This is a genomic window from Phormidium sp. FACHB-1136 (assembly GCF_014697375.1).
In the GTDB taxonomy this organism is placed as follows: domain Bacteria; phylum Cyanobacteriota; class Cyanobacteriia; order Phormidesmidales; family Phormidesmidaceae; genus Nodosilinea.
The window spans coordinates 22,987-49,529 of the sequence record NZ_JACJRS010000033.1 but is presented as its reverse complement, the minus strand read 5'-3'; the positions used below and the strand labels follow the sequence as shown (position 1 = coordinate 49,529).

Annotated in this window: 20 protein-coding genes; 12 read left to right on the top strand and 8 right to left on the bottom strand. The window is 56.3% G+C overall.

Features of this window, described 5'->3' with window-relative positions; genetic code table 11:
• Positions 1-422: 422 nt before the first annotated feature.
• Positions 423-2,213, bottom strand: coding sequence for a Na+:solute symporter (locus tag H6G62_RS11980; protein ID WP_190495381.1), 1,791 nt, complete (start codon positions 2,211-2,213; stop codon positions 423-425).
• Positions 2,214-2,267: 54 nt separating this feature from the next.
• Positions 2,268-2,897 carry a precorrin-8X methylmutase gene (locus tag H6G62_RS11975; protein WP_190495361.1) on the bottom strand — a complete coding sequence of 210 codons (630 nt, stop codon included), beginning with the start codon at positions 2,895-2,897 and terminating at the stop codon, positions 2,268-2,270.
• 211 nt (positions 2,898-3,108) lie between these two features.
• Between H6G62_RS11975 and H6G62_RS28590 the strand changes: the two genes are divergently transcribed.
• Together H6G62_RS28590 and H6G62_RS28585 are read left to right on the top strand one after the other, a co-directional pair.
• A complete protein-coding gene (locus H6G62_RS28590) occupies positions 3,109-3,609 on the top strand; it encodes a Uma2 family endonuclease (RefSeq protein ID WP_347239345.1) in 501 nt (166 codons plus the stop codon).
• 3 nt (positions 3,610-3,612) lie between these two features.
• Positions 3,613-3,921: a hypothetical protein gene (locus tag H6G62_RS28585; RefSeq protein WP_347239344.1), complete on the top strand. Its 309-nt coding sequence runs from the start codon at positions 3,613-3,615 to the stop codon at positions 3,919-3,921.
• Here the strand turns inward: H6G62_RS28585 and H6G62_RS11965 are convergent.
• The gene (locus H6G62_RS11965; protein WP_242051954.1) at positions 3,918-5,174 is read right to left on the bottom strand and encodes an aspartate aminotransferase family protein; all 1,257 of its coding nucleotides are present in this window, start codon (positions 5,172-5,174) and stop codon (positions 3,918-3,920) included. The two genes, H6G62_RS28585 and H6G62_RS11965, sit on opposite strands and share 4 nt — an antisense overlap.
• A gap of 194 nt (positions 5,175-5,368) precedes the next feature.
• Between H6G62_RS11965 and H6G62_RS11960 the strand changes: the two genes are divergently transcribed.
• Both H6G62_RS11960 and H6G62_RS11955 read left to right on the top strand, forming a co-directional pair.
• The gene (locus H6G62_RS11960) at positions 5,369-6,298 is read left to right on the top strand and encodes an EamA family transporter (protein ID WP_190495359.1); all 930 of its coding nucleotides are present in this window, start codon (positions 5,369-5,371) and stop codon (positions 6,296-6,298) included.
• Between the two features lie 23 nt (positions 6,299-6,321).
• Positions 6,322-7,368 (top strand): endonuclease/exonuclease/phosphatase family protein, encoded by a 1,047-nt coding sequence (locus H6G62_RS11955; RefSeq protein ID WP_190495357.1) that lies wholly within the window; start codon positions 6,322-6,324, stop codon positions 7,366-7,368.
• Positions 7,369-7,374: 6 nt separating this feature from the next.
• Here the strand turns inward: H6G62_RS11955 and H6G62_RS11950 are convergent, their stop codons facing one another.
• Entirely contained in the window at positions 7,375-9,033 is a 1,659-nt protein-coding gene (locus tag H6G62_RS11950) for a D-Ala-D-Ala carboxypeptidase family metallohydrolase (protein WP_190495355.1), read from the bottom strand.
• A gap of 270 nt (positions 9,034-9,303) precedes the next feature.
• Here H6G62_RS11950 and H6G62_RS11945 point away from each other — a divergent pair, with 270 nt between their 5' ends.
• The 4 genes from H6G62_RS11945 (at position 9,304) to H6G62_RS11930 (ending at position 16,485) form a co-directional block, all read left to right on the top strand.
• The gene (locus H6G62_RS11945; protein WP_190495354.1) at positions 9,304-10,086 is read left to right on the top strand and encodes an HAD family hydrolase; all 783 of its coding nucleotides are present in this window, start codon (positions 9,304-9,306) and stop codon (positions 10,084-10,086) included.
• Positions 10,087-10,409: 323 nt separating this feature from the next.
• Positions 10,410-14,255: a response regulator gene (locus H6G62_RS11940; protein WP_199324928.1), complete on the top strand. Its 3,846-nt coding sequence runs from the start codon at positions 10,410-10,412 to the stop codon at positions 14,253-14,255.
• Entirely contained in the window at positions 14,252-15,403 is a 1,152-nt protein-coding gene (locus tag H6G62_RS11935) for a hybrid sensor histidine kinase/response regulator (protein ID WP_199324927.1), read from the top strand. The genes H6G62_RS11940 and H6G62_RS11935 overlap by 4 nt, the downstream gene beginning before the upstream one ends.
• Positions 15,391-16,485, top strand: coding sequence for a two-component system response regulator (locus H6G62_RS11930; protein WP_190495351.1), 1,095 nt, complete (start codon positions 15,391-15,393; stop codon positions 16,483-16,485). The genes H6G62_RS11935 and H6G62_RS11930 overlap by 13 nt, the downstream gene beginning before the upstream one ends.
• 90 nt (positions 16,486-16,575) lie before the next feature.
• On the opposite strand, the gene H6G62_RS11925 is transcribed toward H6G62_RS11930, so the two are convergent.
• The 3 genes from H6G62_RS11925 to H6G62_RS11915 all read right to left on the bottom strand — a co-directional run bounded on the left by H6G62_RS11925 (position 16,576) and on the right by H6G62_RS11915 (position 20,757).
• A complete protein-coding gene (locus H6G62_RS11925) occupies positions 16,576-18,093 on the bottom strand; it encodes a pitrilysin family protein (protein ID WP_199324926.1) in 1,518 nt (505 codons plus the stop codon).
• Between the two features lie 132 nt (positions 18,094-18,225).
• Positions 18,226-19,890 carry a pitrilysin family protein gene (locus H6G62_RS11920; protein ID WP_242051952.1) on the bottom strand — a complete coding sequence of 555 codons (1,665 nt, stop codon included), beginning with the start codon at positions 19,888-19,890 and terminating at the stop codon, positions 18,226-18,228.
• A gap of 57 nt (positions 19,891-19,947) precedes the next feature.
• Positions 19,948-20,757: a mechanosensitive ion channel domain-containing protein gene (locus H6G62_RS11915; protein WP_190495349.1), complete on the bottom strand. Its 810-nt coding sequence runs from the start codon at positions 20,755-20,757 to the stop codon at positions 19,948-19,950.
• Between the two features lie 297 nt (positions 20,758-21,054).
• On the opposite strand from H6G62_RS11915, the gene H6G62_RS11910 reads away from it, so the two are divergent.
• The 4 genes from H6G62_RS11910 to H6G62_RS11895 all read left to right on the top strand — a co-directional run bounded on the left by H6G62_RS11910 (position 21,055) and on the right by H6G62_RS11895 (position 25,827).
• Positions 21,055-21,417, top strand: coding sequence for a hypothetical protein (locus H6G62_RS11910; protein WP_190495347.1), 363 nt, complete (start codon positions 21,055-21,057; stop codon positions 21,415-21,417).
• Positions 21,418-21,792: 375 nt separating this feature from the next.
• Positions 21,793-23,229 carry an LCP family protein gene (locus H6G62_RS11905; protein WP_347239343.1) on the top strand — a complete coding sequence of 479 codons (1,437 nt, stop codon included), beginning with the start codon at positions 21,793-21,795 and terminating at the stop codon, positions 23,227-23,229.
• 44 nt (positions 23,230-23,273) lie between these two features.
• Entirely contained in the window at positions 23,274-23,411 is a 138-nt protein-coding gene (locus H6G62_RS11900) for a hypothetical protein (RefSeq protein ID WP_190495346.1), read from the top strand.
• A 319-nt stretch (positions 23,412-23,730) separates the two neighbouring features.
• The gene (locus tag H6G62_RS11895; protein ID WP_190495344.1) at positions 23,731-25,827 is read left to right on the top strand and encodes a DUF262 domain-containing protein; all 2,097 of its coding nucleotides are present in this window, start codon (positions 23,731-23,733) and stop codon (positions 25,825-25,827) included.
• 89 nt (positions 25,828-25,916) lie between these two features.
• On the opposite strand, the gene H6G62_RS11890 is transcribed toward H6G62_RS11895, so the two are convergent.
• A complete protein-coding gene (locus H6G62_RS11890) occupies positions 25,917-26,072 on the bottom strand; it encodes a hypothetical protein (RefSeq protein ID WP_190495342.1) in 156 nt (51 codons plus the stop codon).
• Positions 26,073-26,543: the final 471 nt, after the last annotated feature.

Genomic DNA, 26,543 nt, shown 5'->3' with positions numbered 1-26,543 from the left:
ACTACCGACTATTGGCTGGGGGGCTGGCGATGGCGCTTCGCGTGAGCTTTCGGGATCAGCGAAGGGAAGACTGGATTGAGCCAAAGCCTGGGACATAGACAGGGGAAAAAACGCCAGACCAGACAAGGGAAGGGCTGAGAAAAAGAGTCTCCAGTGCATCAGGTAAGTCATCTTGATTTAAGGAAGGAGCTATCTTAAAACCGCTGAAACGCCCTTGAACTTCGATACATTCTACAGGTGACTTGGGGTTTAGCCTAGACTAGCCAGTTGTGAAACTGTCCACCGAGGTTCGGGAACCCTTACGTCAAGAGCCTCTAGGTCTATACGTAGGCCACCTTAAGTATGTCTAGATACTAGCCTAACCGTTATAGATTCACCGTAGATAGAATACTACCCGTCGCTGGGTGAATCAGGGAAAAGTCCTAAAATTCGTTTCGGTTGGCTGGAGGACTGGCTGGAGTGCTCTTGCCCAGGCGACGCAGCCACCAGCCGCCCCCTACGGCTACGATCAGCCATACCCAGCCTGTCAGGGGTTGATATAGCAGGAATCCGCCGACTCCCAGCATGGCACCTAGCAGCAGTAGTAGGGCGGCGAGGGCTTTGAGCAAATCGTAGCTGAGGGATTGGGCGGGCCAGAGTCCGGTGCGCTGGCGTTGTCGTTCCCATCCGGGGCCACCGGGGCGCACTTTGGTGTAGAAGGTATCTAGGGTGTCGTCGCTTTCTGGCGGGGTGGCCAGCATGGCGGTGACCCAGATCACCATCGTAATCAGGGTGGTGGTCAGCAAGCGCAGGCCGAAGTCGGAAATAGTGAGAATGGGTACCACTGTGGTCACCAGGCCGACCAGGAACCCGGCCACCATGGCGGCGAGTTCAGCGGCGGCATTGATCCGCCACCAAAACCAGCGCAGGATTAACACTAGCCCTGGCCCGGTGCCGATGGCAATCACCAAGCGAAATACCGTGGTTACGTCCTGAGAATAGAAGGCTGCCACCGCACCCAGGGCCGTCACCAGTACCGAGGCCAGTCGCCCCGCCAAGACCAGTTCTGATTGGGAAGCTTCTGGACGCAGGAACCGCCCGTACAAATCGTTGGTTAAGTAGGAGGCACCCCAGTTGATTAGGGTGGAGACTGTGCTCATGAAGGCGGCAATTAGCGAGGCCACCACCAGACCCAGCAGCACCGGGGGCAGAAAGTCCAGCATGAGCATGGGGTAGCCCAGTTCTCGGTCGTCTAGGTTGGGATAGATCACCACCGCCGCCAGGGCCACAATCACCCAGGGCCAGGTGCGGATGACGTAGTGGAGGATGTTGAAAAACCAGGCGGCTTTTTCCGCTTCGGCTTCGTCCTTGGCGGCGGCGAGGCGCTGGATGAATTCCCCTCCGCCATCACTGCGACGAAAGGCCCACCATTGCAGGGTGACGTAGGCCAAAAAGGTGCTGACGCTGATACCTGCGGTTTCGCTCCAGCGGTACCAGCCCCCCTCATCGGCACGTTCCAAGGGCACAAAGGCCAGCAGATCGGTGCCGCCCACGGCTTTGACCTGTTCCACCAAGCTCCCCATGCCGCCGAGGTTGGTCACCGCCACCACCGCCACGATCATCGCCCCCAGCAGGGCCAGAAAGAACTGGAAAAAGTCTGTGGCCACCACGCCCCACAAGCCCGAAAAGCCCGCATAGACCAACACCAAGACGCTAACGCCGATGACGCTGAGCAGTTTAAGGCTCTCCCCCGGTTCTACACCCACAGACTGCCATAGTTGTAGGGCATCGATCACCTTCACCATGGCCAACATGGCGTAGCCAATGCCGATGCAGTTGATCGGCACCGCAAACAAAAAGGCTTTCACCCCCCGCAGCCACGCCGCCATGGGGCCGCCATAGCGCAGTTCCGTTAGTTCGGCATCGGTGATGATTTCCGACCGCCGCCACAGCCGCGCAAAGACATAAATCATCACCACATGGGCGATGCCAAAGCTCCACCATTCCCAGTTGCCCGCAATGCCGCGATTGCCCACCACCCCGGCAATGTAGAGGGGCGTATCGATGGAGAACGTGGTAGCGGCCATGCTGGTACCCGCCAGCCACCAGGGCAGAGATCGCCCCGACACAAAAAAATCCACCAGGCTACCAGAGGCTCTGCGGCCCAGATACAGGCCCAGGCCGAGGGAAAACACCAAGTAGACCACCACAATGGCCCAGTCAATCCAAATCACAGGGGATACCGTCAAACACCGCTGTTATCTTGCCATACCCCCAGAACCCTGGGCCTAATTCACCGATTTTGGATCTTGGCCATAGGCTTGCCATGCCAGATCCACCAAGCCATTGACGATGGCGGCGGCCACCACCGCACTGCCCTTGCGGCCATCAATCCGCACATGGGGAATCATCGTGTCTTGCAGCCGATCCTTAAGCACAGCGGTGTCTAGGAATCCGGCAGGTGTGCCAACGACTAGGGCAGGACGCACTTTTTGGGTTTCAATCAAATCCACCAGGGTCGCCAGGGCTACCTCCGAGTCCCCCACGACAAAAATAGCCTCCGGATAGCGCAGGGCCAAGGTTTCAATGCCCCAAGCGGCTTGACTTCTGCCCTTCTGGGGACGGGTGAGGGCGTCCATGCTGCAATAGACCGGGTTAGCAAAGGTAGCCTGGATGGCTGGGGTGATGCCCACCTGCACCATGGGAACGTCCACCACAATGGTAGTGCGGGCGGCTAGGGCAGCGGCCCCCGATTGCAGGGCTTGGTCAGAAAACCGGACGTGGGCCACGTAGTCAAAATCTGCGGTGGCATAGATCACTCGACGCACAATCTCGTATTCTGCCGGGGAGAAGCCATGGTCGCCAATTTCGTTGTCAATGACTCGCAGGCTTTGGGCGTCGGTGACATGCCATTCCATGAATCTGTCCAGACTGCATAAATTCTGTAGCTACCATAGCTCACTTTAGGCCGTAGAAAACCCGATATTTCGCCACTGTAACGCCGATTTGTCTAGCTTCCTAGCCCTTGGGGTCCCGGCGTTAACGACCTCCCCTCCAGCCTCCTTTTCGGCGTCTGGTGATCGCCTCACCCACCGCTATGATAAAGCCATGCGATCCTAGGCCACCGCCATGGTACAAGCCGACCTCTACAAAAACCTCCCCACCAGCGACGAGCTGCTCGACTCCGACGATACCCCCGTTGACGACGAAGACCAGAATCTTTTACCCAACTACCTACTCTTTTTGCTGAAACTTATCTGGGCCGACCGCCAAGACTGGTACTTTGGCGTGGATATGGGCATTTACCACACCACAGGGGGGGACTACCGCGTTCCGGTGATTCCCGATGGCTTTTTGGCCCTCGGCGTGCCCCGTCGCAAGCCCGGTCAGCGCTTCCGCAGAAGCTACGTACTCTGGGAAGAAGCCGACACCGTTCCGAATCATGGCCCTGGAGATGGTGTCCTGAGTCCGGGCGGGGAGTACGTCGAGAAAATGGCTATCTACGCCAACCTCGGCGTTCTGTACTACGTCATCTACAACCCGGAATACTGGGGACGCGACAAGCACCAGCCCTTCGAGGTCTACAAACTCATCGACGGTGAGTATCAACTGCAACGGGGTGAACCCTAATGGATGCCAGAGGTCGGCCTCGCCATCGGTCGGGCGCAGGGGCTTCTAGGCGGCGAGATTCGCGAGGTACTCACCTGGTTTGATGCCGAGGGCAACCGCTATCCGTCCGCCGAAGAAAAAGCCCTAGAACTGGAAGCCCAGGCCCAGACGTACCAAATCCAGGCCCAGCAAGAACGTCAGGCCCGTCTAGGGGCCATTCAACCGCTCCATCAACGGGGGCTCTCGGCGGTGGAAATCGCGACGATTCTGAGCTTGTCTGTGGATGAGGTTGAGCAGGCGATTCGCCCTAGTGAAACAGCCCCCCCAGCCTAGGAATGCTGCCGTTTGATGGCCATGGCCATGGCTTTTTCGGTAGACAGAATGGCCTGCTGAATTTCGTCGGCACTCACGTTCAGCGGGGGCACAAAGCGCACCACCTGGGGGCCAGCCGGGACGAGTAGCAAGCCTTCGCCCATGGCCGCTTTCACAATATCCACAGACTTGATCGAGCTTTCGGGTTGCAGCACTAGGCCATTGATCAGCCCCCAGCCGCGAACCTGTTCCAGCACGTTTGGATACTGCTGAATCAGGCGTTGCAGCCCTAGGCGCAGTTGTTCGCCCCGTTGTTGCACATTCTCTAGCAGGTTTTCGGCTTCTAGGGTTTGGCAGACGGTGAGACCCACTTTGCAGGCGAAGGGATTGCCGCCAAAGGTGCTGGCGTGGTCGCCCGGTTCAAACACATCGCAGGAGGCTTTGCAGAGCATGGCCCCGATGGGAATACCGCCGCCCAAGCCCTTGGCCGAGGTGAAGATATCTGGCTCGATGCCGAGGTTTTCGTAGCCCCAGAGGGTGCCCGTGCGGCCCATGCCCACCTGCACCTCGTCCAGAATCAGCAGAATGCCCTTTTCGTCGCAAAGTTGCCGAATCCGTTGGAAATAGGCCCGATCCCCCGGACAGACACCCCCTTCCCCCTGAAGCGCTTCCAGCATGATGGCCGCGACCTGGGGCGTTTCGGCATCCAGTTCGGCAATCAGGCTCTCTAGGGCGGCGATATCGTTGTAGGGGACGTAGGCAAAACCGGGCATCAGCGGGTCAAAGTTTTTCTGATACTTGGGTTGCCCGGTGGCGGTGATGGTGGCCAGGGTGCGTCCGTGGAAGCTGGCCTGGGCGGTGATGATCAGCGGGTTGGCGATGCCCCGCTTGGTGTGGGCATATTTACGGGCCAGCTTAATCGCCCCTTCGTTGGCCTCGGCCCCAGAGTTGCAGAAAAACGCCCGATCCGCGCAGGAATGCTCTACCAGCCATTGGGCTAGGGCACCCTGCTCGGGAATGTAGTAGAGGTTGGAGACATGGTGCAGGGTTTGAATCTGCTGGCTAACGGCCTCCACCATGGCGGGGTGGGCATGGCCGAGGGTGCAGGTGGCAATACCCGCCACACAATCTAGGTAGCGACGGCCCTGGTCATCCCACACATAGCTGCCCTTGCCACGGGTGAGGGTGAGGGGAAAGCGCCCGTAGGTGGTCATCACCGCCGCATCAAACTGGGCCGGGGAGAAACCGTTGTGGCCGTTGCCGTTGAAGGGCAAGGATTTGAGAGACTTTTGGACGAGGGTTTTTAGGCTCACGGTGGCAAGGGGGTGGAGAAAGAGCGAGGGGAATGGGGCGGATCGAAGGTCGCATCCCTACCCTGGATCGAGCATAGCGGAAAGATCTCGAAAAGCCAGCCTAGAAATAGGGGGATTTAATGACATAGGGTGGGAACGAACGAGGAGAACGATCCATGGGCTACCTAATCATTGTGTTGGCGGCAGGGTTCTTTTCCTTGCAAAATCTGGTGGCGCGGGTGCTGTTTAATGCCTATCCCCTCGGCGGCGCAATGGTGGGCGGCTTTGTGGAACCCACATTACCCAATTCCTTTCTGTTGCTGTTTATGCGGATGCTGTTGGGGGTGCCGCTGATGGCCCTGGTGCTTACCCCCCTCTATCCCAATCTATGGCCAGACTTGCAGCGTTTGCAAAAGCCCAATCACCGCCGGGAACTGGGGCTGGCCCTGGCCGGGGGCGGGCTGATGTTCCTCTACCTGGGGCTGCTCTATGTGTCCATCGGACTGATTCCTACGGGCATTGCCCTCACCCTGTTTTTCTCCTTTCCGGTCTATACGGCGCTGCTGTCCTGGGGGTGGTTTGGCCATCGACCCACAGCCATGCGCTGGAGCATTATGGCCTTGATTTTGCTCGGTAGCAGCCTCACGGTGCCCCTGGGTGGCGAAGGATCGATGAGTTGGCTGGGGGTGATCCTCGGTCTCGCCTCGGCCCTGGCCTATGCCCTCTACACCGTGGTGGCCCAAAAGGCCTTTGAAACCTACCATCCCCTCCCCTTCACGGGCATCAGCTTTGCTAGCACCTTGGTTTTGTCTGGGCTTTGTCTGCTGATTTGGCCCGTCAACCTCCAGGGATTAGACTGGGCGGGCCTCTGGATTGGGGCGCTCCTCTCGGCCCTGGCCACGGCATCGGGCCATCTGCTCAACAACCTAGGGATTCGCTGGGTGGGGGCCACCGCCGCCGCCATGGTGGGATCCGCCAATCCGGCCCTCACCGCTGTTTTGGCCGCCCTGGCCCTGCAAGAACATCTATCCTGGGTACAGTCCTTCGGCGTCGTTCTGGTCACCCTTAGCGTTGCCCTGCTCAGTCTCCGTCAATCTACTTCATAACTCTACTTAGGATCCGTACTACCGTGGTCGATAGCCTTTCTGCCCCAGAACGCCGCCTGTTTCGGGTGGGCACCTTTAACCTGTGTAACCTGGCCCTGCCGGAGCGTGACTTTTACCCCGGCGAAGCCTACAGCCGCGACGACTACCTCAAAAAACTCACCTGGATTGGCCGCCAGCTCGACCGCATGAAGGTGGATATTGTGGGCTTTCAGGAGGTGTTTCATCAGGGAGCGCTGAAGGAAGCGCTGCACCGCAGTGAATACCACCGTCAGCACACGATTGTGATGGCCGAGGGGGCCGGACGTGGCCCTGGGTTGGCTCTAGCGACGCGGTTTCCGGTGCTGGATCAGCGGGTATATGAGGATTTCCCCCCCGGCAGTGCCCTAGAACTGGATGGGGCCGAACTACCCATTCGCCAGTTTTCCCACCCCGTGCTAGCGGTAGATTTGGCCCTCACCGACACGATTCAATGCACCGCCTTTGTAATTCACCTTAAGTCTAAACGTCCCACCCTGGCCGATGGCGTGGATCGGGGGGATCCGGTGGAAGTGGCCAAGGGCTATGCGCGGTCGCTGATTCGGCGGGCGGCGGAGGCCACGGCCTTACGCTGCATCCTGATGGAGGTGCTGCAAGATCGCCGCTATCCGGTGATTGTGATGGGCGACGTGAACGACAACCACACAGCGGTAACCACCCAAATCGTGGCTGGTCAGCCCCCCTGGGAATGTTGGCCCTACCGCAAAAAAGCCCCGGTGTGGGACGTGCTACTCTACCAGGTGAAGGATATCCAGGCCCGCCTGGGCTACGGCGACCACTACTACACCCACATCCACAACGGCCACTACGACAGCCTCGATCACATCATGGTGAGCGAGGAATTTGCCGCCCAAAACCGCGACCGCATTGGCCGCGTCACCTACGTTTCGGTCTACAACGACCACCTGTTTGACCAAACCCTGCTAGACGAAACCATCGAACCCTGGAAGTCTGACCACGGTCAAGTCGTCGCCACCATCGAACTAGACCCGCCCCCCTCCACCCTGCCCACCCTGCCCATGCGGCGAGGTTGATTAGGGCTAGTGCGTCCAGCGGGCACGTTCGGGGCGGGCATCGAGGTGGGCCAGATTGGGGTAGCGGCGATAACGGCCTAGGCCACCGGGCCACCAGGGATCGAGGAACCAGTAGAGTTGGTTGCCCGTGAGACCGGGGCAGTAGAAATCGATGGCATCGCCAACGATATGGCGGCTGTGGGATGCGCCGCCCACCTGGCGGTTGATGCTGGCAGGTCGATACCAACTGGTGATGATGAAGGGCCGACCGAGGCGATCACGAGCCTGTTGGGCCAACTGGGCAATGCGGACAATGGCGTCTACGGTGGCCTGGTTGGGGGGCATTCGGGCTCCGCCTCGCGTGGCTTCGGCCCAGGTGAAGTTGCCGTTAGGGATAATGCTAGCCGCGAGTTGAAGGTTATGGGGAGTCCAGCGGGCGGGGCGGGGCGGCGAGGGCAGCGCCAGGGGCACGGGCATGGCGTCTGGTGAGGTGGGGGCGGCTCGTTCCATGCGGCGCACATCCTCCAGCAATGCCTGCACGGTGGCGGTGCGGCCCTCCAGTCTGCGCCAAAGCTGCACGAGGCGAATCAGGGCTTCCCGCTGGGGGTCGGTTTCGGTGTAGGTGGTGGGAATGCGTTGCACAAATTCTAGGAGCGCTCGGTCTAGGGTTTGGGCGGTTCCCATCAGGGCTGTGGGGTTGTCGGCGTTGGCCACCAGATCATCGGGGTTCACCCCTAGCTTTTCGAGGGCTTCGTTGCGAGACTCTAGCTCAAACCAGCGGCGGTAGGCTTCGGTGAGGGCAAAGCGCTGGTCGCCCTGGCCTCGGTAGAGACTGGGCAGAGTTTGCACAAAGGCGATCAGGGCCGGATCGATGATAGGCAGGTTGGTCTCATGGGCGAAGGGGTCGCTGGCCAGCAGGGTGGCGATGGCTTCTTCGCGGGAATCTAGCTTGCGCCAGATCTGAGCCAGACGAATCAACGCCTCTCGCTGGTTGGGGTAGCCGGAATAGTAGCGCAGGGCAGACTGGAGAAACGCCAACAGGGCTTGATCCAGGGCCGTTTCGTCGGGTACTTGATCCACCACGGGCACCTGAAGCGCCCCATAGACCGCCTCGGCATCGTCTAATTGTCGCCACAGCCGTACCGCCTCCACTAGGGCTTGCCGCTGGCACTCTAGGCGGCTGTAGTTGGGGGGCACTCGTTCCACAAAGGCCAGCAGGGTGGGGTCAAGCTGGACTAAGCCCTTGGGGAGAGTATCGCCGCCGTCTGCGGCCAAGTCTGCGAGGTAGGCCTGTCGTAGGGCTGGCCCCTCACAGGGCTCCAGTTGGGCGGCATCGGTTTCCTCCAAGGTGGGGGTATAGCCCTCGGCTACGGTGGCTAAAAATCGGTCGGTATAGCGACCAGCGGCGGCATTCCACAGGTCGGCATTCGTCCAGCCCTGGTCAATCAACCGTTGGGTGAGGCGGCGCAGGGTGTTGGCCGCGAATTGCACCTGCCCCACAAAGGTCTCCATTTGGGCTAGGTCAACCTGATGAATGGGCACCAAGCCTAGGCCCGTTTCGCCATCGGCCAAGGGCGGCTGCCCCTGGACGGCATACAGTGCTGCCAGCAGAGGCTTATGAAGGCCCGTGCGGATCGCCTCAAGGAGATAGTAGTGATTGCGCTGATCGGGTGCTAGTTTGTCCATACCCCTGTTTCTGCCTCCCCAAGCTTGGTCGAACAGCTACCTGGACTTGTCTTTGTGGCAAGCCAGATGCCTACCCTACAATGGCTTTGTCAATGGACTAACGTCCTTAGCCGCAATTCTCATTTTGGCAAATTGGCCGTTCACCCTGAGCCTGTCGAAGGGTGAAAAGGCTTCGACAGGCTCAGCCTGGGCGGTGTTTTATTCGCCAACCTAGTCATACTGAAAATTGCTGCGTCCTTAGCCTTGCAGTCGTCACTTAGTGTAGAACCGATGGACAAGTTCCAACCATGCACCGTCGCCGAGTTTGTCCATCAGTTTCAACAAACCTGCCCCCAGCCCGGATTAATGGCCACTGACATGGACGGCACCCTTACCCGCCAAGGGAAATTTAGTGCTGACCTCATCCAAGCCCTAGATCAGTTGCAGCGGGAGGGCTGGACGGTACTGGTAGTGACCGGACGTTCGGCGGGCTGGGTGCAAGGATTGGCCCACTATCTACCCATCGCCGGGGCCATGGCCGAAAATGGCGGCGTCTATTTCCCCGGCAGCGACCGTCCCGAATACCTCAGCGACATACCCAATCTAGCTAGCCATCGCGAGTCCCTAGAGGAGGTCTTCCGCCACCTTGGCAAGCATGGGTTTGACCTCACCCCCGCCGAAGACAACACTTTCCGTCTCACCGACTGGACGTTTTCCACCGAGGGGCTAACCTCGACCGATCTCACCCGCATGGCCGAAATTTGCCACGGGCTTGATTGGGGATTCACCTATAGCACCGTGCAGTGCCACCTTTTTCCCCAGGGGCAATCCAAGGCGGCAGGATTGCAGCGGGTCTTGAAGCGCCACTTTCCCCAGTTCTCCCCCCAGCAGGTGATCACCCTCGGTGACAGCCCCAATGATGTCAGTTTATTTGATGCGGCCCTGTTTCCCCACTCCGTCGGCGTGGCCAATGTGAAACATTACTGGCCCCACTTGGCCCACCATCCCCGCTGCGTCACCCATCGGCCCGAAGTAGACGGCTTTCTAGAACTCATCCAGGCACTTTTGGCGTAGACGACCTAAGGGGTGCGCATCGAAATGCCGTACCGAAAACGGTAGTGCATTAATCTACGGGTCAGAGAAAAAACAGCCAAAAACAGCAATCTACTGCCGTAAGGTCTCTAGGGTCGCCTGATTATTCTCTAGCCTGTACGAAATAGGACTACCCGGATGTCTAGGGCATTCCTGGAATTCCGTAGTTTTCGCAAAAATCCCCTAGGGGGCTTTGGCGGGGGGAGTATAGTTGCAGGTATCAGATTTGACTTCTAGTGGCCTAATCTCCAGAGAGCCTAACCTCCAGAGAGGCTAACTTCCGGCGATAGCGGACGACATCCACCATGCTTACCTTTTCCTGTCTGGTATCTGGGCTGACCTTTGGGCTGACCTCTGGGCTGACCTCTGGGCCTATGCTGGGGAGTCTGACCACCCACCTAGGCCACTACCACCCCGGCTTGGTGGCGCTGTCCATTGCCATTGCGATTTTCACGGCCTACACCGCCTTTTTGATGGCCCAGTTTGCCGAACCTGTGACGGATCGATGGCTGCGCCATACCCTGTTGGGCCTGAGTGGGCTGTCTTTGGGCATTGGCATCTGGGCCATGCATTTCATTGGCATGTTGGGCTTTCACATTGCCTGCCCCGTCACCTACGATTTGGGCCTCACCATCCTGTCGATGGGGCCTGGGGTGGTAGCCAGCATCTATGCCATGCACTTTGTCACCCGGCATCACCCTAGGGCCAGGGTATTGTGGGCGGGGGGCACACTGTTTGGTCTGGGCATTGGCACCATGCACTACACAGGCATGGCGGCGATGCAGATCGACGGGCTGATTCGCTACAACCCGCTGGTGGTGGCGGCTTCGATGGTGGTGGCGATTTTGCTAGCCACCCTGGCCCTGTGGTTCCGCTTCTATGGTGGCCACCGCCTGGGACTGGCCCATCGCCATCGCCTGGGGCTGTCGGCTGGGGTGATGGGGCTGGCCACGGCGGGGATGCACTACGTGGGCATGGAGGCGGCGCGGTTTTTCTGTAATCCAGAGGGTATGGGCCTTCAGGATGGGCTAGAACTCTACGAACTGGCCACCGGGGTCACGCTGACCACGGCCCTGTTGACGGGGAGCGTGATGCTGGTGGTGCTGCGGGAAACCAATCGTCAGCGGGATCAACAGCGCCTTTTGGCCGAAACCGAAGCCTGGTATCGGGCCATGATTGAACAAGCCCCCGATGGCATGGTGGTGGTGGATGAGGACGGTCGCATCGTGCTGAGCAACGCCGCCATGGAAACCCTCTTCGGCTACACCCACCAGGAGTTGCTGGGGCAGTCCTTGGATCGCCTGGGGTTAGGGGATTTGTACGATGCCCGCGTTTTGGCTCTGCCCGACCACGCCCCTACGGCAAAATGTTCCCTGGCGGATCGGCCTGGGCGCACCCGATCGGGCATCGGACGGCGCAAGGATGGCCGAGAATTTCCCATCGAGATGGGGGTAACGCGGCTTCCAGCCATTGGCACCCACGGGGTGAGTTTGTTTGTGGCGGTGCGGGATGTCACCGAACGCCAGCGGGCCGCCCAGGAGATGGATCGCCAGCGGGAAATTCTGCAATCGATTTTGGATAAAGCCCCGGTGGGGGTGGCGATTACAGTGGAGGGCATTGTTCAGTTTGCCAACCCCCGCATTCTAGATTTAGTTGGCTTAAGTGTGGGCGATTCTCCCCTCAAAATCTATGTTGATCCCTCCAGTCGGGTACACATGTTGAACACCCTGACCACAACCGGAATTGTGGAAAATCAGCGGTTTCAAATGTACAGCCCCACAGGCGATATTCGGGACATCATGGCTACCTTCATGGCCACGGAATACGAAGGAAAGCCTGGTGTGCTGGGCTGGTTAACGGATATTAGCCAAATCAAAGCCGCCGAGGATGAAATGCGTCGGGCGAAGGAATTAGCTGAAGAAGCCAGCCAAGTCAAAGCCGACTTTTTGGCGAATATGAGTCACGAAATCCGCACGCCGTTGAATGCGGTGATTGGTATGGCCCACCTGATGCAAAAAACGGATCTTAGCCCGCGTCAACAGGACTATCTTCGTAAAATTCAGTCCTCTAGCCAACACCTGCTAGGGGTGATTAACGACATTTTAGATTTCTCTAAAATTGAAGCCGGAAAACTCAATATCGAACACATTGAATTTGAGCTAGATCGCGTCCTCGACAATGTTGCTACCCTCATCAATGAAAAAGCAGCCCACAAGGGGCTAGAGGTCATTTTTGAGGTCGATTCCGATCTGCCCTCCCACTTTGTGGGTGATCCCTTGCGGCTAGGCCAAATTTTAATTAACTACGCCAACAATGCCGTCAAATTTACCGAGCGGGGCGAAATCGACATCATCGTCAAAGCCCAGGAATACCGAGACACCGAGGTGGTGCTGTACATTGCGGTGCGGGATACGGGCATTGGCCTGACGCCGGAGCAACTGGGGCAATTGTTCCAGGGCTTTCAACAGGCCGACACCTCCACCACCCGCAAGTTTGGCGGCACGGGCCTGGGGCTGGTGATCTGTAAACGCATCTCGGCCCTGATGGGCGGTGATGTGGGGGTAGAGAGCGAGTATGGCCAAGGCAGCACCTTTTGGGCCACGGTGTGCGTGGGCCGCAGTACCAAGCCGCCACGTCGCCTGGTGCTCAGCCGCGATCTCCAGGGCAAGCGGGTTTTGGTGGTGGATGACATTGAATCGGCGCGGCGGGTGCTGAAGGATCTGCTGGAACCGATGCAACTGGAGGTTGATCTGGCCAGCGACGGCAAAGAAGCTGTCGCCAAGGTGAGCCAAGCCGACGCCGAACAGAGCCCCTACGATCTGGTCTTTTTAGACTGGCAAATGCCCGGTTGGGATGGGCTAGAAGTGGCAAGACGGATCCAAGAGATGCCCCTCAGCCACAGACCCCACCACCTGATCGTCACCGCCTATGGTCGGGAAGAGGTGTTCAAACAGGCCCACGCCCTAGACATTCGCGATGTGCTCATCAAGCCCGTCAGTGCCTCCATGGTGTTTGACAGCCTGGTGCGCCTGCTGGGGGAACGGCTGCCCGACGACCACGCCCAGGACTATGCCCCCGCCGAGGACTGGATGGATCGCCTCCGATCTATTCAGGGGGCCAGAATTCTATTGGTGGAGGATAATGAGATTAACCAGGAAGTAGCCACGGAACTGCTGAAGGATGCAGGGTTTATCGTGGATCTAGCCGAAAATGGGCGCATTGGCGTTGATAGGGTCAAAACGGGGCATTACGCCCTAGTGCTGATGGATATGCAGATGCCGGAGATGGACGGAGTAGCGGCCACGGTGGAGATTCGCCGCGATCCTCAGTTCGCCGACCTGCCCATCCTCGCCATGACCGCCAGCGTGATGCAGGAGGATCGCCAGCGCTGCCTAGAGGCGGGAATGAACGGCCACCTCGCCAAGCCCATCGAACCCGACGAACTCTGGAAAGCTCTGCTGGAATGGATTCCGCCCCAGGGCGCTCCCATTGGGCCAGTCCCCACCGCAGCGCCCACCGCCCCCGTGGAGACCCTCTCTATCCCTGACCATATTCCCGGCTTGGAAGTCCAGGAAGGACTGCGTCGGGTGTTGGGTAAGCAAGCGCTCTATCTCTCCATGCTGCGAAAATTTGTGGCCGGACAGGCCGATACCCCTAACCAATTGGTGCAAACCCTAGCGGCAGGCCAACGCGCTGACGCCGAACGGTTGGCCCATTCCCTGCGCGGCGTAGCGGGCAACATTGGCGCGATGGAAATTCACCGCCTAGCCACCGATGTAGAAACCGCCATTCGGGAACACTATTCTGAGGAACAAACCGCAACCCTCATCCAACAATTGCGTCTATCCCTAGGGGAACTGATTGGTCATTTAGAGGCCCAGTTGCCAGCGGAAAAACGTCCTGAAATGGGAGTTATAGATCGGAAACAACTCGATGCCGTGTGTAGCCGCCTTGGGGAATTATTAGTCGATGATGATGCGGAAGCCGCTGATATTCTCCAGGAAAATGTGGGACTTCTAAGCCAAGCTTTTCCCCAAGATTACGGCAAGATTGAATCTGCAATCAATCAATTTGATTTTGAAGCTGCCTATTCAGCCCTACTTGCTGCCCAAGCTCAACTGTCATCCCCTTCGCCCTCAGAAAAACCATGACCATCACCGACAATCCCATGCTAGACGATTTAGATCGAGCCACTATTCTAGTCGTTGATGACACGCCCGATAATCTCACATTCATCAGCGGTCTCCTGCGAGATCACTATCGGGTAAAAGTAGCCACCAGCGGGGAAAAAGCCATCGCCATTGCCCAGGCTCAACCTCACCCCGATCTAATTTTGTTAGATATCGTCATGCCTGGTCTGAATGGTTATGAGGTTTGCGAGCAACTCAAGGCTAACCCTCAAACCAAGCCAATTCCCGTCATTTTTCTCACGGTGAAATCAGATATTGAAGACGAGCGACGCGGCTTAGAAATAGGTGCGGTGGATTACATTACTAAACCCGTTAGTCCTCCTATCTTGATGGCTAGGGTTAAAACCCAGCTCAACCTCAAAGCCTCCTATGACAGCCTTCAGGAGCTTCTGCGGTCGCGGGAAGACATGGTCAATATGATTGTCCACGATCTGCGTAATCCCATCACCAACATCCTGCTGCTATCTGAAATATTTCTAGAAAACATTGATTCGCCACCCCAGAAACTTCGCAAAAACCTCGATATTATTTGGCGCAGCGGACAAAAACTCAAAACCTTAGTCGATGATCTACTGCTCAAAGCCAAGCTCGAATCGGGGCACTTTAGCCTAGATCGTCAATTAGTGGATTTAGGCGAACTCTGTCGCACCGCCCTGAGTGATGTACAGGATATTGCTGAACAGAGAAAGTTGACTCTACACCTAGACTTACCAGGAGACAATGCCTTTCCGGTCTATGTCGATCCTTTACTTATCCGTCGCGCCATCGAAAATCTGTTATCTAACGCTATCAAATATTCACCTAGCCATAGCACAGTCAACCTCCGTTTGGCCTATGCCCCCAATGAACAGACCAGGATTCAGGTTGTTGACGAAGGGCCAGGAATTAGCGCCGAACTGCGCCAACACATTTTTGATAAGTATGAAATTGGTACCCTGATGCGGGGTGTGAGCCAAATTGGCCTAGGGTTAGCCTTTTGTAAACTGGCGGTAGAAGCCCACGGAGGCCAAATCAACGTAGAAGATAACCAGCCCAAGGGATCGATTTTTACCATCACCCTGGATAGCACTACCCTTGAACCAAAGGAACCAAGCGAATGCACAGTGTAGGAGAACGGGAGACTATTCTGGTAGTAGACGATACCCCAGAAAATCTAGCCTTTATGAGTGGTTTGCTGAAGGACTTTTACCGTGTTAAGGTGGCCAATAACGGCGAAAAAGCTCTAACTATTGTCCAGTCTGAGAACCCTCCTGATTTAGTTTTACTGGATATTATGATGCCTGGGTTAGATGGCTATGAGGTCTGCCGTCGCATGAAGTCAAATCGTCAAACGGCCCAAATTCCCATTATCTTTTTGACAGCTAAATCAGAAATTGAGGACGAACGTAAGGGCCTGGAATTGGGCGCAGCAGATTACATTACAAAACCCGTTAGTCCTCCGATTTTATTGGCTAGGGTTAAAACTCAGCTTACCCTTAAGGCATCAGCGGATTTCTTGCGCGATAAAAACGCTTTCCTAGAGCAAGAAGTGGCCCGTCGTACCCAGGAAATCCAGGCGATTCAAGATGTCACTATCCAGGTGATGGCATCCCTCGCCGAAACCCGTGATAATGAAACTGGCAACCACATTCGCCGCACCCAAAACTATGTCAAAGCCTTGGCCGAACATCTCAAGGATCATCCTCGCTTTCGCCATTTTCTAAGCGATTCTATTATCCAGCAACTCTATAAATCTGCCCCCCTCCATGACATTGGCAAAGTGGGTATTCCCGATCACATTTTGCTCAAACCCGGTCGCCTGACGCCGGAGGAATTTGAGATGATGAAAACTCACACGACCCTTGGACGAGACGCCATCATCCAAGCAGAAAAAAGCCTGGGAATGACCGTCGATTTCCTGCAATTAGCCAAAGAAATTGCCTATTCCCACCAGGAAAAATGGGACGGCAGCGGCTACCCAGAGGGGCTATCTGGAGATGAGATTCCCATTTCCGCCCGCCTGATGGCCCTCGCTGATGTTTACGATGCTTTAATCAGCCGTCGCGTCTATAAAGAGCCGATGTCCCACGAGGAAGCCGTTGCCATCCTCCAAGCGGGTCGAGGCTCCCATTTTGACCCCGACATCGTGGACGCCTTCCTAGACATTCAGGCCGAATTCCAAGCCATTGCCCAACGCTTTGTGGATCCCTAGCATCCCCTGACTTGTCCCCCCTGACTGATACTAAATCTGGCTTATTTGCCCCCGGTATCAGCGGGTGTCGATGGGTGGCCCCAGGCATCGCTAGGCTCCTGGTGGAGGGGGGATGGTGATGTCGATGGCGGTGACTTGGCCGTTGGGCGTTAGGGTGGAGAGGTCTGGGCTAATGCCGGACTGGTTGCCGACGACAAGAACCACCAGCTTTTCGGGATCGAGGCGGGCCTGGGCAGCGGCAATCACGTCTTCAGCGGTGGTGGCGTTCACCTGGGCCTGGAACTGAAAGATGAAGTCGGCGGGGTAGCCGTAGTATTCATCGCGGATCAGGCGGTTGAGGGCTTGGCCGGGGCTTTGGAAGTTAAACACAAAGCTGTTCAGCACCGAGTCTTGGGCCTGGGCCAGTTCAGCAGCGGTGATAGGCTCTTGGCGAATGCGGTTAATTTCAGCCTTGACGGACTGCACAAAGGGCACGGTGGTTTCGGTGCGGGTTTGGCCACCACCAACAAACAGACCGGGGTGGTCAAACCGGGGCGACCAGAAGGCATAAACCGAGTAGGCCAAGCCCTGACGAGAACGTACTTCGTTGAACAATCGGCCCGAAAAGCCATTCAGTACCTCATTCATCACTGAAAGGGCGGCGTGGTCGGGATAGTTTACCTGCCCCCCCAGGTGGCCAATCTGCACCGAGCTTTGGGTCATCTGAGGCTGATCCACCACAAATACCCCAGAGTCCGCCTGGGCCACATCGGGCAGGGGGGTGACGGCTAAGGCTTCTCCACTGCCCTGCCAGGGGCCAAAGTATTGGTCAATCAGGCGCTTCATGGCCGTCCGATCAAAATCCCCAACGATGCCGAGGATGGTTCGATCAGGGCGTACCGAAGCTTGGTAGAAGTTCACGACATCCTGCCGATCAATGGCAGCTAGGGTGGCGTATTCCACGGTGCGGGCGTAGGGACTGTCGGCCCCATAGATTCGCTTACGGAACTCACGGGAGGCAATGCTGTCGGGGTTGTCGTTGCGACGAGCAATGCCGCCACTGGTCTGGCGCTTGAGGAAATCAATTTTGTCTTGGGCAAAGGCGGGCCGCTGAATCACATCGGCAAACAGGGCCAGGATGTCCTCGGTGTCTTCGGATAGGGCACTAAAGCTGGCGCTACCTGCCGCCACATCAAAGCTCGTTTCAATGGAGGCGGCTCGCTGTTCTAGGGCTTCGTTCAGGGCGTCGGAGTCTAGGGTAACGGTGCCTCCTAGGCGCATGGCTTCCCCGGTAATGCCAGCCAAACCCACCTGATCCGCTGGCTCAAACCGAGATCCGGTGCGGAAGGTGGCCGACCCGCTGACTAGGGGCAGTTCGTGGTCTTCCATCAAATACACCACTAGACCATTGGCCAACGGGTAGCGCTCAAAATCGGGCACCTGCACCTGCGGCAGGTCTGGAAAGGAGAGTTCGTCAAAGTGGCGAGGGGTGAGGGCATTGGCGGGGGCGGGCCAGCCCAGCAGGAGGCCCAATCCTGCCCCCAAGAGGGCCAGAATCGCCATCGACACCCAACGGCGGGGCAATCGGCGCAGACGAGAAACATGGGCGTTGGGTCGGTTGTGAAGCATGGCTTAGGAGAGGTGGCGGGGTAGGGAGAGGGGAGTGGGGCTTGCTTCTCGAAGGGTGGGCCAGCGCTGGACAAGGCAATGTTACCAACACCGGAAATGGCAAGCCTTTGAGGACTGAATCATCGTCCAAACTTACTGATCCGAGGCCGAGAGTAGCCTTACCGCCGTGCGCTGCTGGGGTTGGAAGAGGCTCTGGGCCACCCGCTGCACATCGGCAGCGGTCACCTTCTCGATGGCCTCTAAATCTCGGAAGACATTGCGCCAGTCTCCGGTTTTGGCTTGGTATTCCGCCAAGAGGGAGGCTAGCCCGCTATTGGAATTGAGACTGCGTAACAGTCCGGCTCTGGACTGGGTTTTCACCCGATCTAACTCGGCCTGGGTAACGGGTTCCCGCTGGAGCCGATCCAGTTCGGCATGGAGCAAAATGGCAATGTCGTCGGGGCTATGGTTGGGGGCCGTGAGACCGTAGATAGCGAACAGGTTGTCGTACTTGTTGCCGGGAAAGCCGTTCAGGGTGCCGATATCCAGGGCGACCGGGTTATCGACCACCAGAGCTCTGTAGAGGCGGCTGGTGCGACCACTGGTCAAGAGACCGTCGATCATGTCGTAGATCACATGGTCGGGATGGCTAAGGCTGGGGCGATGGTAGCCCTCGATATACCACGGCTCGGAGGGTAGCTCTAGGGTGAGGTTGCGGGGATCTGTTTGGGTCGGCTCGTTAATGACGGGCGGGGGCGGCGTGGGGCGGGCTGGATAGCGGCCAAAGTACACCTCCGCCAAGCGTTTCACCTCAGCGGCATCCACATCGCCCACGACCACGGCGGTCAGGTTGTCGGGGCCGTAGTAGGTGTCGTAGAAGTCTTGAATATCCTGGCGGGTGGCCACATAGAGATCCTCCTGGTAGCCGATGATGGGCCGACGGTAGGGGTGTTGCTCAAAGGCGTTCCCTAGGAATTCTTCGATTAGGGTACCGATGGGGGAGTTGTCCACCCGCATCCGCCGTTCTTCCAGAATTACGTCCTTTTCCTCAAAAAATTCCCGAAATACAGGGTCGAGGAATCGCTCCGACTCTAGGGAAAACCATAGCTCCAGCTTATTGGCAGGCAGGCTGTAGAAATAGCGGGTGGCATCAGCGGCGGTGGTGGCATTCAGGCCCACACCCCCGGCCTGTTCAATAATTTGACCATATTGGTTTTGCACCACATAGCTAGACGCCTGCTGCCGCAGGGTTTCTAGCTCAGCCTTCAGTTCCGCTGCCCGGTCGTTGTTCCCCATCGCCTCGGCCTGAAGTTGCTCGGCAAACGTCCGATCCATGGCCTCAAACACTTGGATTTCAGAGGCGTGGTCAAGGGTGCCAATGCGGCTAGTGCCCTTAAAGGCGAGGTGTTCTAAATAGTGAGCCACCCCGGTTTTGCCGTCTTCCTCGTCCACCGCCCCCACATCGGCATGGATCATAAACGACACCACCGGAGCCTGGGGCCGCTCTAGCACAATAAAAGTCATGCCGTTGGCCAGGGTGAACTGGCTAACCGCCTCGGCAAAGCGATCTAGATAGGGCTGAATGGAGGCCTGCCCAGAGCGCATTCCCTCCGCCCAGGCAGGCGCTAGGCCACCCAAGCCAACCATGACCGCCAAGACCAGGGCCAGCCCCCGACCTCCCATGCCCCCTAGCCAGCGGCACCTCTGCCAAAGCATGGTTCTAAACTTGCGATCACGAGACGATGGAGAACGGAGGAACGGTGCAGACATAGACTGAGTTAGAAAAAATCCCAGACTCCAGGATAATAGAGCGGCCATGGGATTGACCATTCACCCTTGGCATCCCACCCAGGTTCCCGGCGAGGCACCGTGGTTCTAGTTGCGCTGAAACATATGCACGTCCTGCTGGGGGAAGGGGATGGTGATGCCTTCCGCATCCAGACGATTTTTGATCAGTTCTGGCAGGGCCAACTGAACGGCTAGGAAATGGGGGGTTTCTGTCCAGGCCCAGACTTGCAAATCCACGCTGCTGTCGGCCAGCACACCAACCGTGACCGCTGGGGCAGGGTCTGGCAGAATGCGGGCATCCTTAGCGAGTTCATCCAGGATGACCTGGCGGGCTTTTTCGATGCTGTCGCCGTAGCTAATGCCCACGATGGTTTCGGCGCGGCGGGTAGGTTTGAGGGTGAAGTTGGTGATGTTGTCGCCGCCGATTTTGGCATTGGGCACAATCACCGTCGCGTTGTCGGGGGTAACGATAGTGGTCGTGAACAGTTGAATGGCCTTCACGGTGCCAAAGACGCCCGCCCCTTCGATCACATCTCCCACGCTGAAGGGACGGAAGATAATCATCAGCACCCCGGCGGCAAAGTTGGACAATGACCCTTGCAGGGCTAAACCAATAGCCAAACCTGCCGCCCCCAGAACCGCAATCAGCGAGGCCGTTTGCACACCTAGGCGATTGAGGGCGGCAATCACCACGAAGGCCAAGGCGGCGTAATAGACCAAACTGGTCGTGAAGTTAATCAGGGTTGGATCGACGCCCCGGCGGGTCATGACGCGCTTGGTGGTGCGCCCAATGAGCTTAGCCAACCACTGACCAACGACGAGGATGGCCAGGGTAGCCAAAATATTCAAACCAAAGGTCATCACCAGTTCTTGCGCGGTGACGAGCCACTGGGTCATCTTCTCCACGGATTTTGATCTCCTTGTGTTATGACGAGTAACAATGTTTTGGGGCGTTTTTGGGGTGGAGTCTTGGGCACGCTCGAAAAAGTGCAGGCCCAAGCTGAGGGATCGTGGCACCCTAGAGTTGGGTAGACTGACCTTAGGATAAGAGTATGCCCACGAATAAAGCCTCCAAGCTCAGCCCTCATCTTTTCTGACTTCAAAAACAACCTTCTGACGACCTTTCCGACCCAAAACTGGCCATACCGTACCACAATCACCCCCGCTGCGCCCTATACCTGGGGATAGATCTCGATGAAACCCAATGACCTTGCTGAAGGCACCACCCTAGAACGTCTGAAACTGATGATTTATCTGGTGCCTATTTTTGGTGTGGTGCCAGCGGCCTACCGTGTGTGGCAAAAGCAGGGCAGCCGCCAAGAGCAATCTGTCAGCCGTTTGGTGATTACCCTAGCCCTGACTTGGGTGATGGTGTACGGCCTGCTGAGTACGGGAAGCCACCTGGCACCGGGGCTATCCCTACGGTTTTTAATTAGCAATACCCTGGTGACCACGGGCTATACCCTCACCAACTTGGTGTTGATGGTGAGACTATTGCAGGGCAAGTCGGTTAAGGTGCCTGGGTTTAGCCGCCTCAGTCGGCGTTGGCCCGATTAGGGGGTGGCCTGGGCATACCGACTAGATGGGCCGAATTCGGATGGGCTGGAGCGCTGGCTTTGGGGCGTTGTTTAGCCACGGGGCGAATTCCTTGCGCCATTTTTGGCCGTTTGCCTCATAATGGCCTCGAACAACTCTGTCGCATTCGATCTCGTCATGGAGATCCAGCTATGCCGATTCGATCAGGGTGTGTGGGCAGGGTCATGGTTCACCATGCTGATGGAGGGAGGCTTGCTGTCCGCCGCTATCCGAAGGCCAAAAGCCACCCTAGGCCAAAACTGGATAGCGTGTGCCCCAAACGCCATAGGTTCTATGATCGGTAACCACCTGTGACATCAGTCCTTTCCCGCTCGACTTCCCTGGATGAGGTAGCCCGTGTCTTCTCGTAAACCCCGCCCGTCCTCCATGCGTCCCCAGCCTCAACACCCCCAGCCCCCAGCCTCTTGGTCAAGGGCAGGCGTCAAGCACAAGCCCTCCCGCTGGCGGTTGCCTCGGGTGATTGGCATCAGTGTGGCCTTGGCGGGCGTGGCGAGTGTATCCGCGATGGCGGGGGCACTGCTGGCGGTGTCTCTATCCGCGACGCCCCTGCAACACCAACAGCTCACGGCGGATGATGCCAACGTGTTTAACCAGGGCGACCCGATTTCTTCGGGCGGTAATTTACGCCTGCCCCGCCTCACTCGGCCTGTGAACATTTTGGTGTTGGGCGTCAAGGTGCTCACCAGCGATGTGAACACGAACGATCTGCCCCCGGAATTGCGCAATGCGGGCTACCACGCCCTAGTCAATTCCTTTGAGGGGCTGTCCGATTCCATGTTGCTGATCCGGTTTAATCCGCAGACGGGGCAGCTTGTGGTGTTGTCCTTACCTAGGGATACCCGTACCTATGTGCGCGGTAGCCTCACCAAGCTCAATGAAGCCAATGCCTATGGTGGCCCCGCCCTGGCAGCGGAATCCGTCAGCGACCTGCTGGGCGGGGTGGCGGTGGATCGCTACGTGCGCATCAACGTGCAGGGGGTAGAAAAGCTGATTGATGCCCTGGGCGGGGTAACGGTCACAGTGCCCCAGGAGATGAAATACCAAGACGACAGCCAACACCTCTACATCAATCTCAAGGCTGGAGAACAAAAGCTCAACGGCAACCAATCCCTACAATTCCTGCGCTTCCGCTACGATGCCAACGGCGACATTGGCCGCATCCAGCGTCAGCAAATGTTTATGCGCGCCCTGGCAGAACAGACCATCAACCCTGCTACCATTGCTCGCCTGCCCAAAATTCTGTCGGTGATTCAATCCAACGTCGATACCAACCTCTCAGTGGAGGAACTGCTGGCGCTGCTGGGCTATGCCTCCCAGGTCAATCGCTCCAACGTACAAATGCTGATGTTGCCCGGAAACTTCAGTAGCCCCAGCGAATACAACGTCAGCTACTGGCTCCCCAGCTATGGCGACATCGATACCATGGTGGATCAATACTTTGGCTTTGGCACCCAAACGGTCTCCAATAACCCCGACCCCAGCCGCGTTCGCATTGCCATCCAAGACAGTACCAACAACCCCGTAGCGGTTCAGGCGCTCACCCGCACCCTGCGAGATAGCGGCTACTCCAACATCTATGTGGACAAAACCCTACAAACGCCCCTGCCCATCAGCCGCATTGTGGCCCAGCGAGGGGATATGGCCACCGCCGAAATGGTGCAGCGCTTCCTTGCCATCGGTGAAGCCCGTGTGGAAAGCACCGGAGCCCTCAACTCCGATATCACCATTCAGCTCGGCCAAGACTGGACACAGGGTTTGGGGGAAGCCCTCTAAGCCGTAGCTGATGTTGCCCCTAGCCGTTGCAATACTCGTGCTCCATGTCGGATTGGGACGCCTGCCTCGTCCTACCGATGCTTAACCTGCGCTTCGGTAGCTCCCATCTCCTCTGGCTGGCCCTCGCCAAGGGAATGACGGGCCGAGCATTGACGCTACTGCGGGCCATCCCCACTTCCTGATTACTGATCGGTAACGGACAAACGGCTAACTTACAGGAAATATGGCAGAAAACTGGGTAAAAACCCCGATTCTGGCCGCCTGCCACCTAATTCTAGAGTCACCATGTTGATTTTTGTGGTGTGCCTGTAACGAAACATCTTATTTCCCAAATAAACCTACCGATTTGGGATGTCGTCCAAAAATCAGGGCATCTTAAAATCAATACGAACCCAGCATGGCTAGATTTAGGCCAGTTCGCTTCTAAGACTCAAGCTTGAGCCATGATCAAAGTCGAGTTGGGATCGGTAGTCAGGAAAGGTTGAAAGGCAGAGAGATCTAATGAAAGCGACTGAAACCAAACTGTTAGCATTCCTTCAGAAATCGCCACAGTTCATCATTCCGATTTACCAACGCACCTATTCGTGGACCATGAAGGAATGTCTTCAGCTTTGGGAGGATATTCTGCGGGCTGGTCGCAACATTAATATATCTGCTCACTTTATTGGATCGGTTGTCTATATTGAACAGGGACTTTATCAGGTTTCGAGTCAATCACCCTTACTGGTTATTGATGGACAGCAGCGCCTAACAACGCTCTCGCTACTTCTCGAAGCCCTAGCTCGTCAACTAGGTGATACGGAATTAATCGCTGGGTTCTCAGCAAGGAAGCTCAGAAATTACTACTTACTAAATCATCTAGAAGATGGAGATCGTGGTTTTAAGCTGTTGTTAACCCAGACAGATAAAGATACACTTCTAGCCTTAGTCCAGCAAAAGAATTTACCTGAAAATTACTCCTTGCGGGTAAAAGAGAATTTCGACTTTTTTGAAAAACAAGTTAAGGCACACCAAGACAATCTTATTCCTCTGTGTCAAGGATTGGCAAAGTTGGTCATTGTAGACGTTGCACTCAATCGTGATCAAGATAATCCTCAGCTTATCTTTGAAAGTATGAACTCAACCGGGAAAGAGTTAAGTCAAGCTGATTTGATTCGTAATTTTATCCTGATGGGCTTAGAACCAGAACATCAAGCACGCTTATATCAAGATCATTGGCGACCGATGGAAGTTGCCTTTGGGCAGGAAGCCTACAGTAGTTACTTTGATAGCTTCATGCGTCACTATCTAACCGTTAAGACAGGCGAAATCCCTAATATTCGTGATGTTTACGAGGCATTCAAAAATCATGTTCGTGCCAAGGATGATATTGCGATTAAAGTTGATACGTTAGTAGCCGATATTCATGCCTATGCTCGTTATTTCTGTGCGATGGCATTAGGTAAAGAGCCGGACAAGAAACTGGCTGAAGCATTTCAAGATTTACGAGAATTGAAAGTTGATGTAGCTTATCCATTTTTGTTGGAGTTATACCATGATTATCAAACAGGACTTTTGCCATGGGAGCAATTATTAGAGGCCGTGAGATTGACAGAAGCCTATGTGTTTCGTCGAGCAGTATGTGCCATTCCGACTAACTCAATGAACAAAACCTTTGCCACCTTTGGCCGTGCGCTGAAAAAGGATCGCTATCTAGAAAGTATTCAGGCTCAATATCTACGACTACCTTCCTATCGTCGATTTCCCCAAGATGAGGAATTTAAGCGTGAAATTAAGACTCGTGATCTCTACAAATTTCCCCGCCGTTCCTATTGGCTGCGACGAATGGAAAACCATAATCGCAAAGAACGGGTGCCTGTGGATGAGTACACTATAGAACACATCCTGCCGCAAAATGAAAATCTATCCCCTGCTTGGCAAGAAGCTCTCGGCCCTGACTGGCAACGGATTCAGCAAACCTGGCTACATACCCTAGGCAACCTAACCCTGACAGGATATAACGTTGAATATAGTGATCGTCCCTTCCCTGAAAAGCGCGATATGTCAGGAGGATTTGGGCAAAGTCCGCTACGCATGAATGAAGGGTTAGGGCAAGTGAACATGTGGGATGAAAGCGCGATTCAAAACCGGGCGGAACGGTTAGCCAATTTAGCTGTTACCGTATGGCAAGCCCCTAGTCTAGCTCCAGATGTGTTAGATGCCTACCGCTCTAAACCTCAACGCCCCGAAGGTTACACGATTCAAGATCATCCCTATTTGCTAACTCCAGCTATGGCGGATTTATTTGAGTCGTTTCGTACTCAAGTATTAGCTCTTGATCCCTGTGTTACAGAGGAATTTCTCAAACTCTATGTTGCCTACAAAGCTGAAACTAATTTCGTTGATCTTGTACCCCAAGCTAAACGATTTCGGCTATCGCTTAATATGCGATTTCCTGAGATTTATGATCCCAAAGGATTATGTCGAGATGTCACCAACCTAGGACGTTGGGGTAATGGTGATGTAGAAGTAGGACTAGAAACCATTGAGGAACTTCCCTACATCATGGGCCTGATTCGACAAGCCTTTGAGCAACAAATGGGTAACAATGACGGCTAATCTTAACCTAAATATCTAACTTAGGCTCTTCATTAAAGTCATTAAAGTTGGTGGGCATTGCCCCACCCTACGGTTGCCTGGTGAAGCCCCTACTTGAAGCCTGAGGTCAGAATTACGGTGATGGTGGCGCTGGCGATGAGGGTAAAGGCCAACTGCACCACCCCTTGGGTTCCTTTTTGGTAAGCGTCAAACCTATCGTTAGATCGCCCCATCTCGCGGCTGAGGGCATTAAACCACTGATCCACATCGGCAATGAGCTAATCAACCTGAGTTCGGGATAAGCCAAAGGCTTCAATCGCTAGAAACCCGCTTCTGGCAACGACGCTGGCCCTCACCCTAAATCCCTCTCCCCAAGGGAGAGGGACTTTGAAACTCTAGCTCCCCCTCTCCCACGGGGAGAGGGGGCTGGGGGGTGAGGGCTTCCGGGGCATCGAACCACTGAGCTTAACCCGAACTGAGGTTAATCAAGCTTGTTAGCGAGGTCTCTTAGGGTGGGTTCGGGTTGGGGCTGGGTGGTCATGGCCTAGAACCCAGGGGAGACGTTGATGGAGCCTCGGTGCTGTCATTCCAACGTTGATTTTCCCCCTATCCCCCTTGACTCTACAGTGAACTGTAGGCTTCACAATAGACCCATGCATAATTGGGACATTGGCTTTCTGTCGGTGGGCGGTGCCCACTACGGAGGGGTCTCAGTTATTGACCGGGTTCTAGTCTTG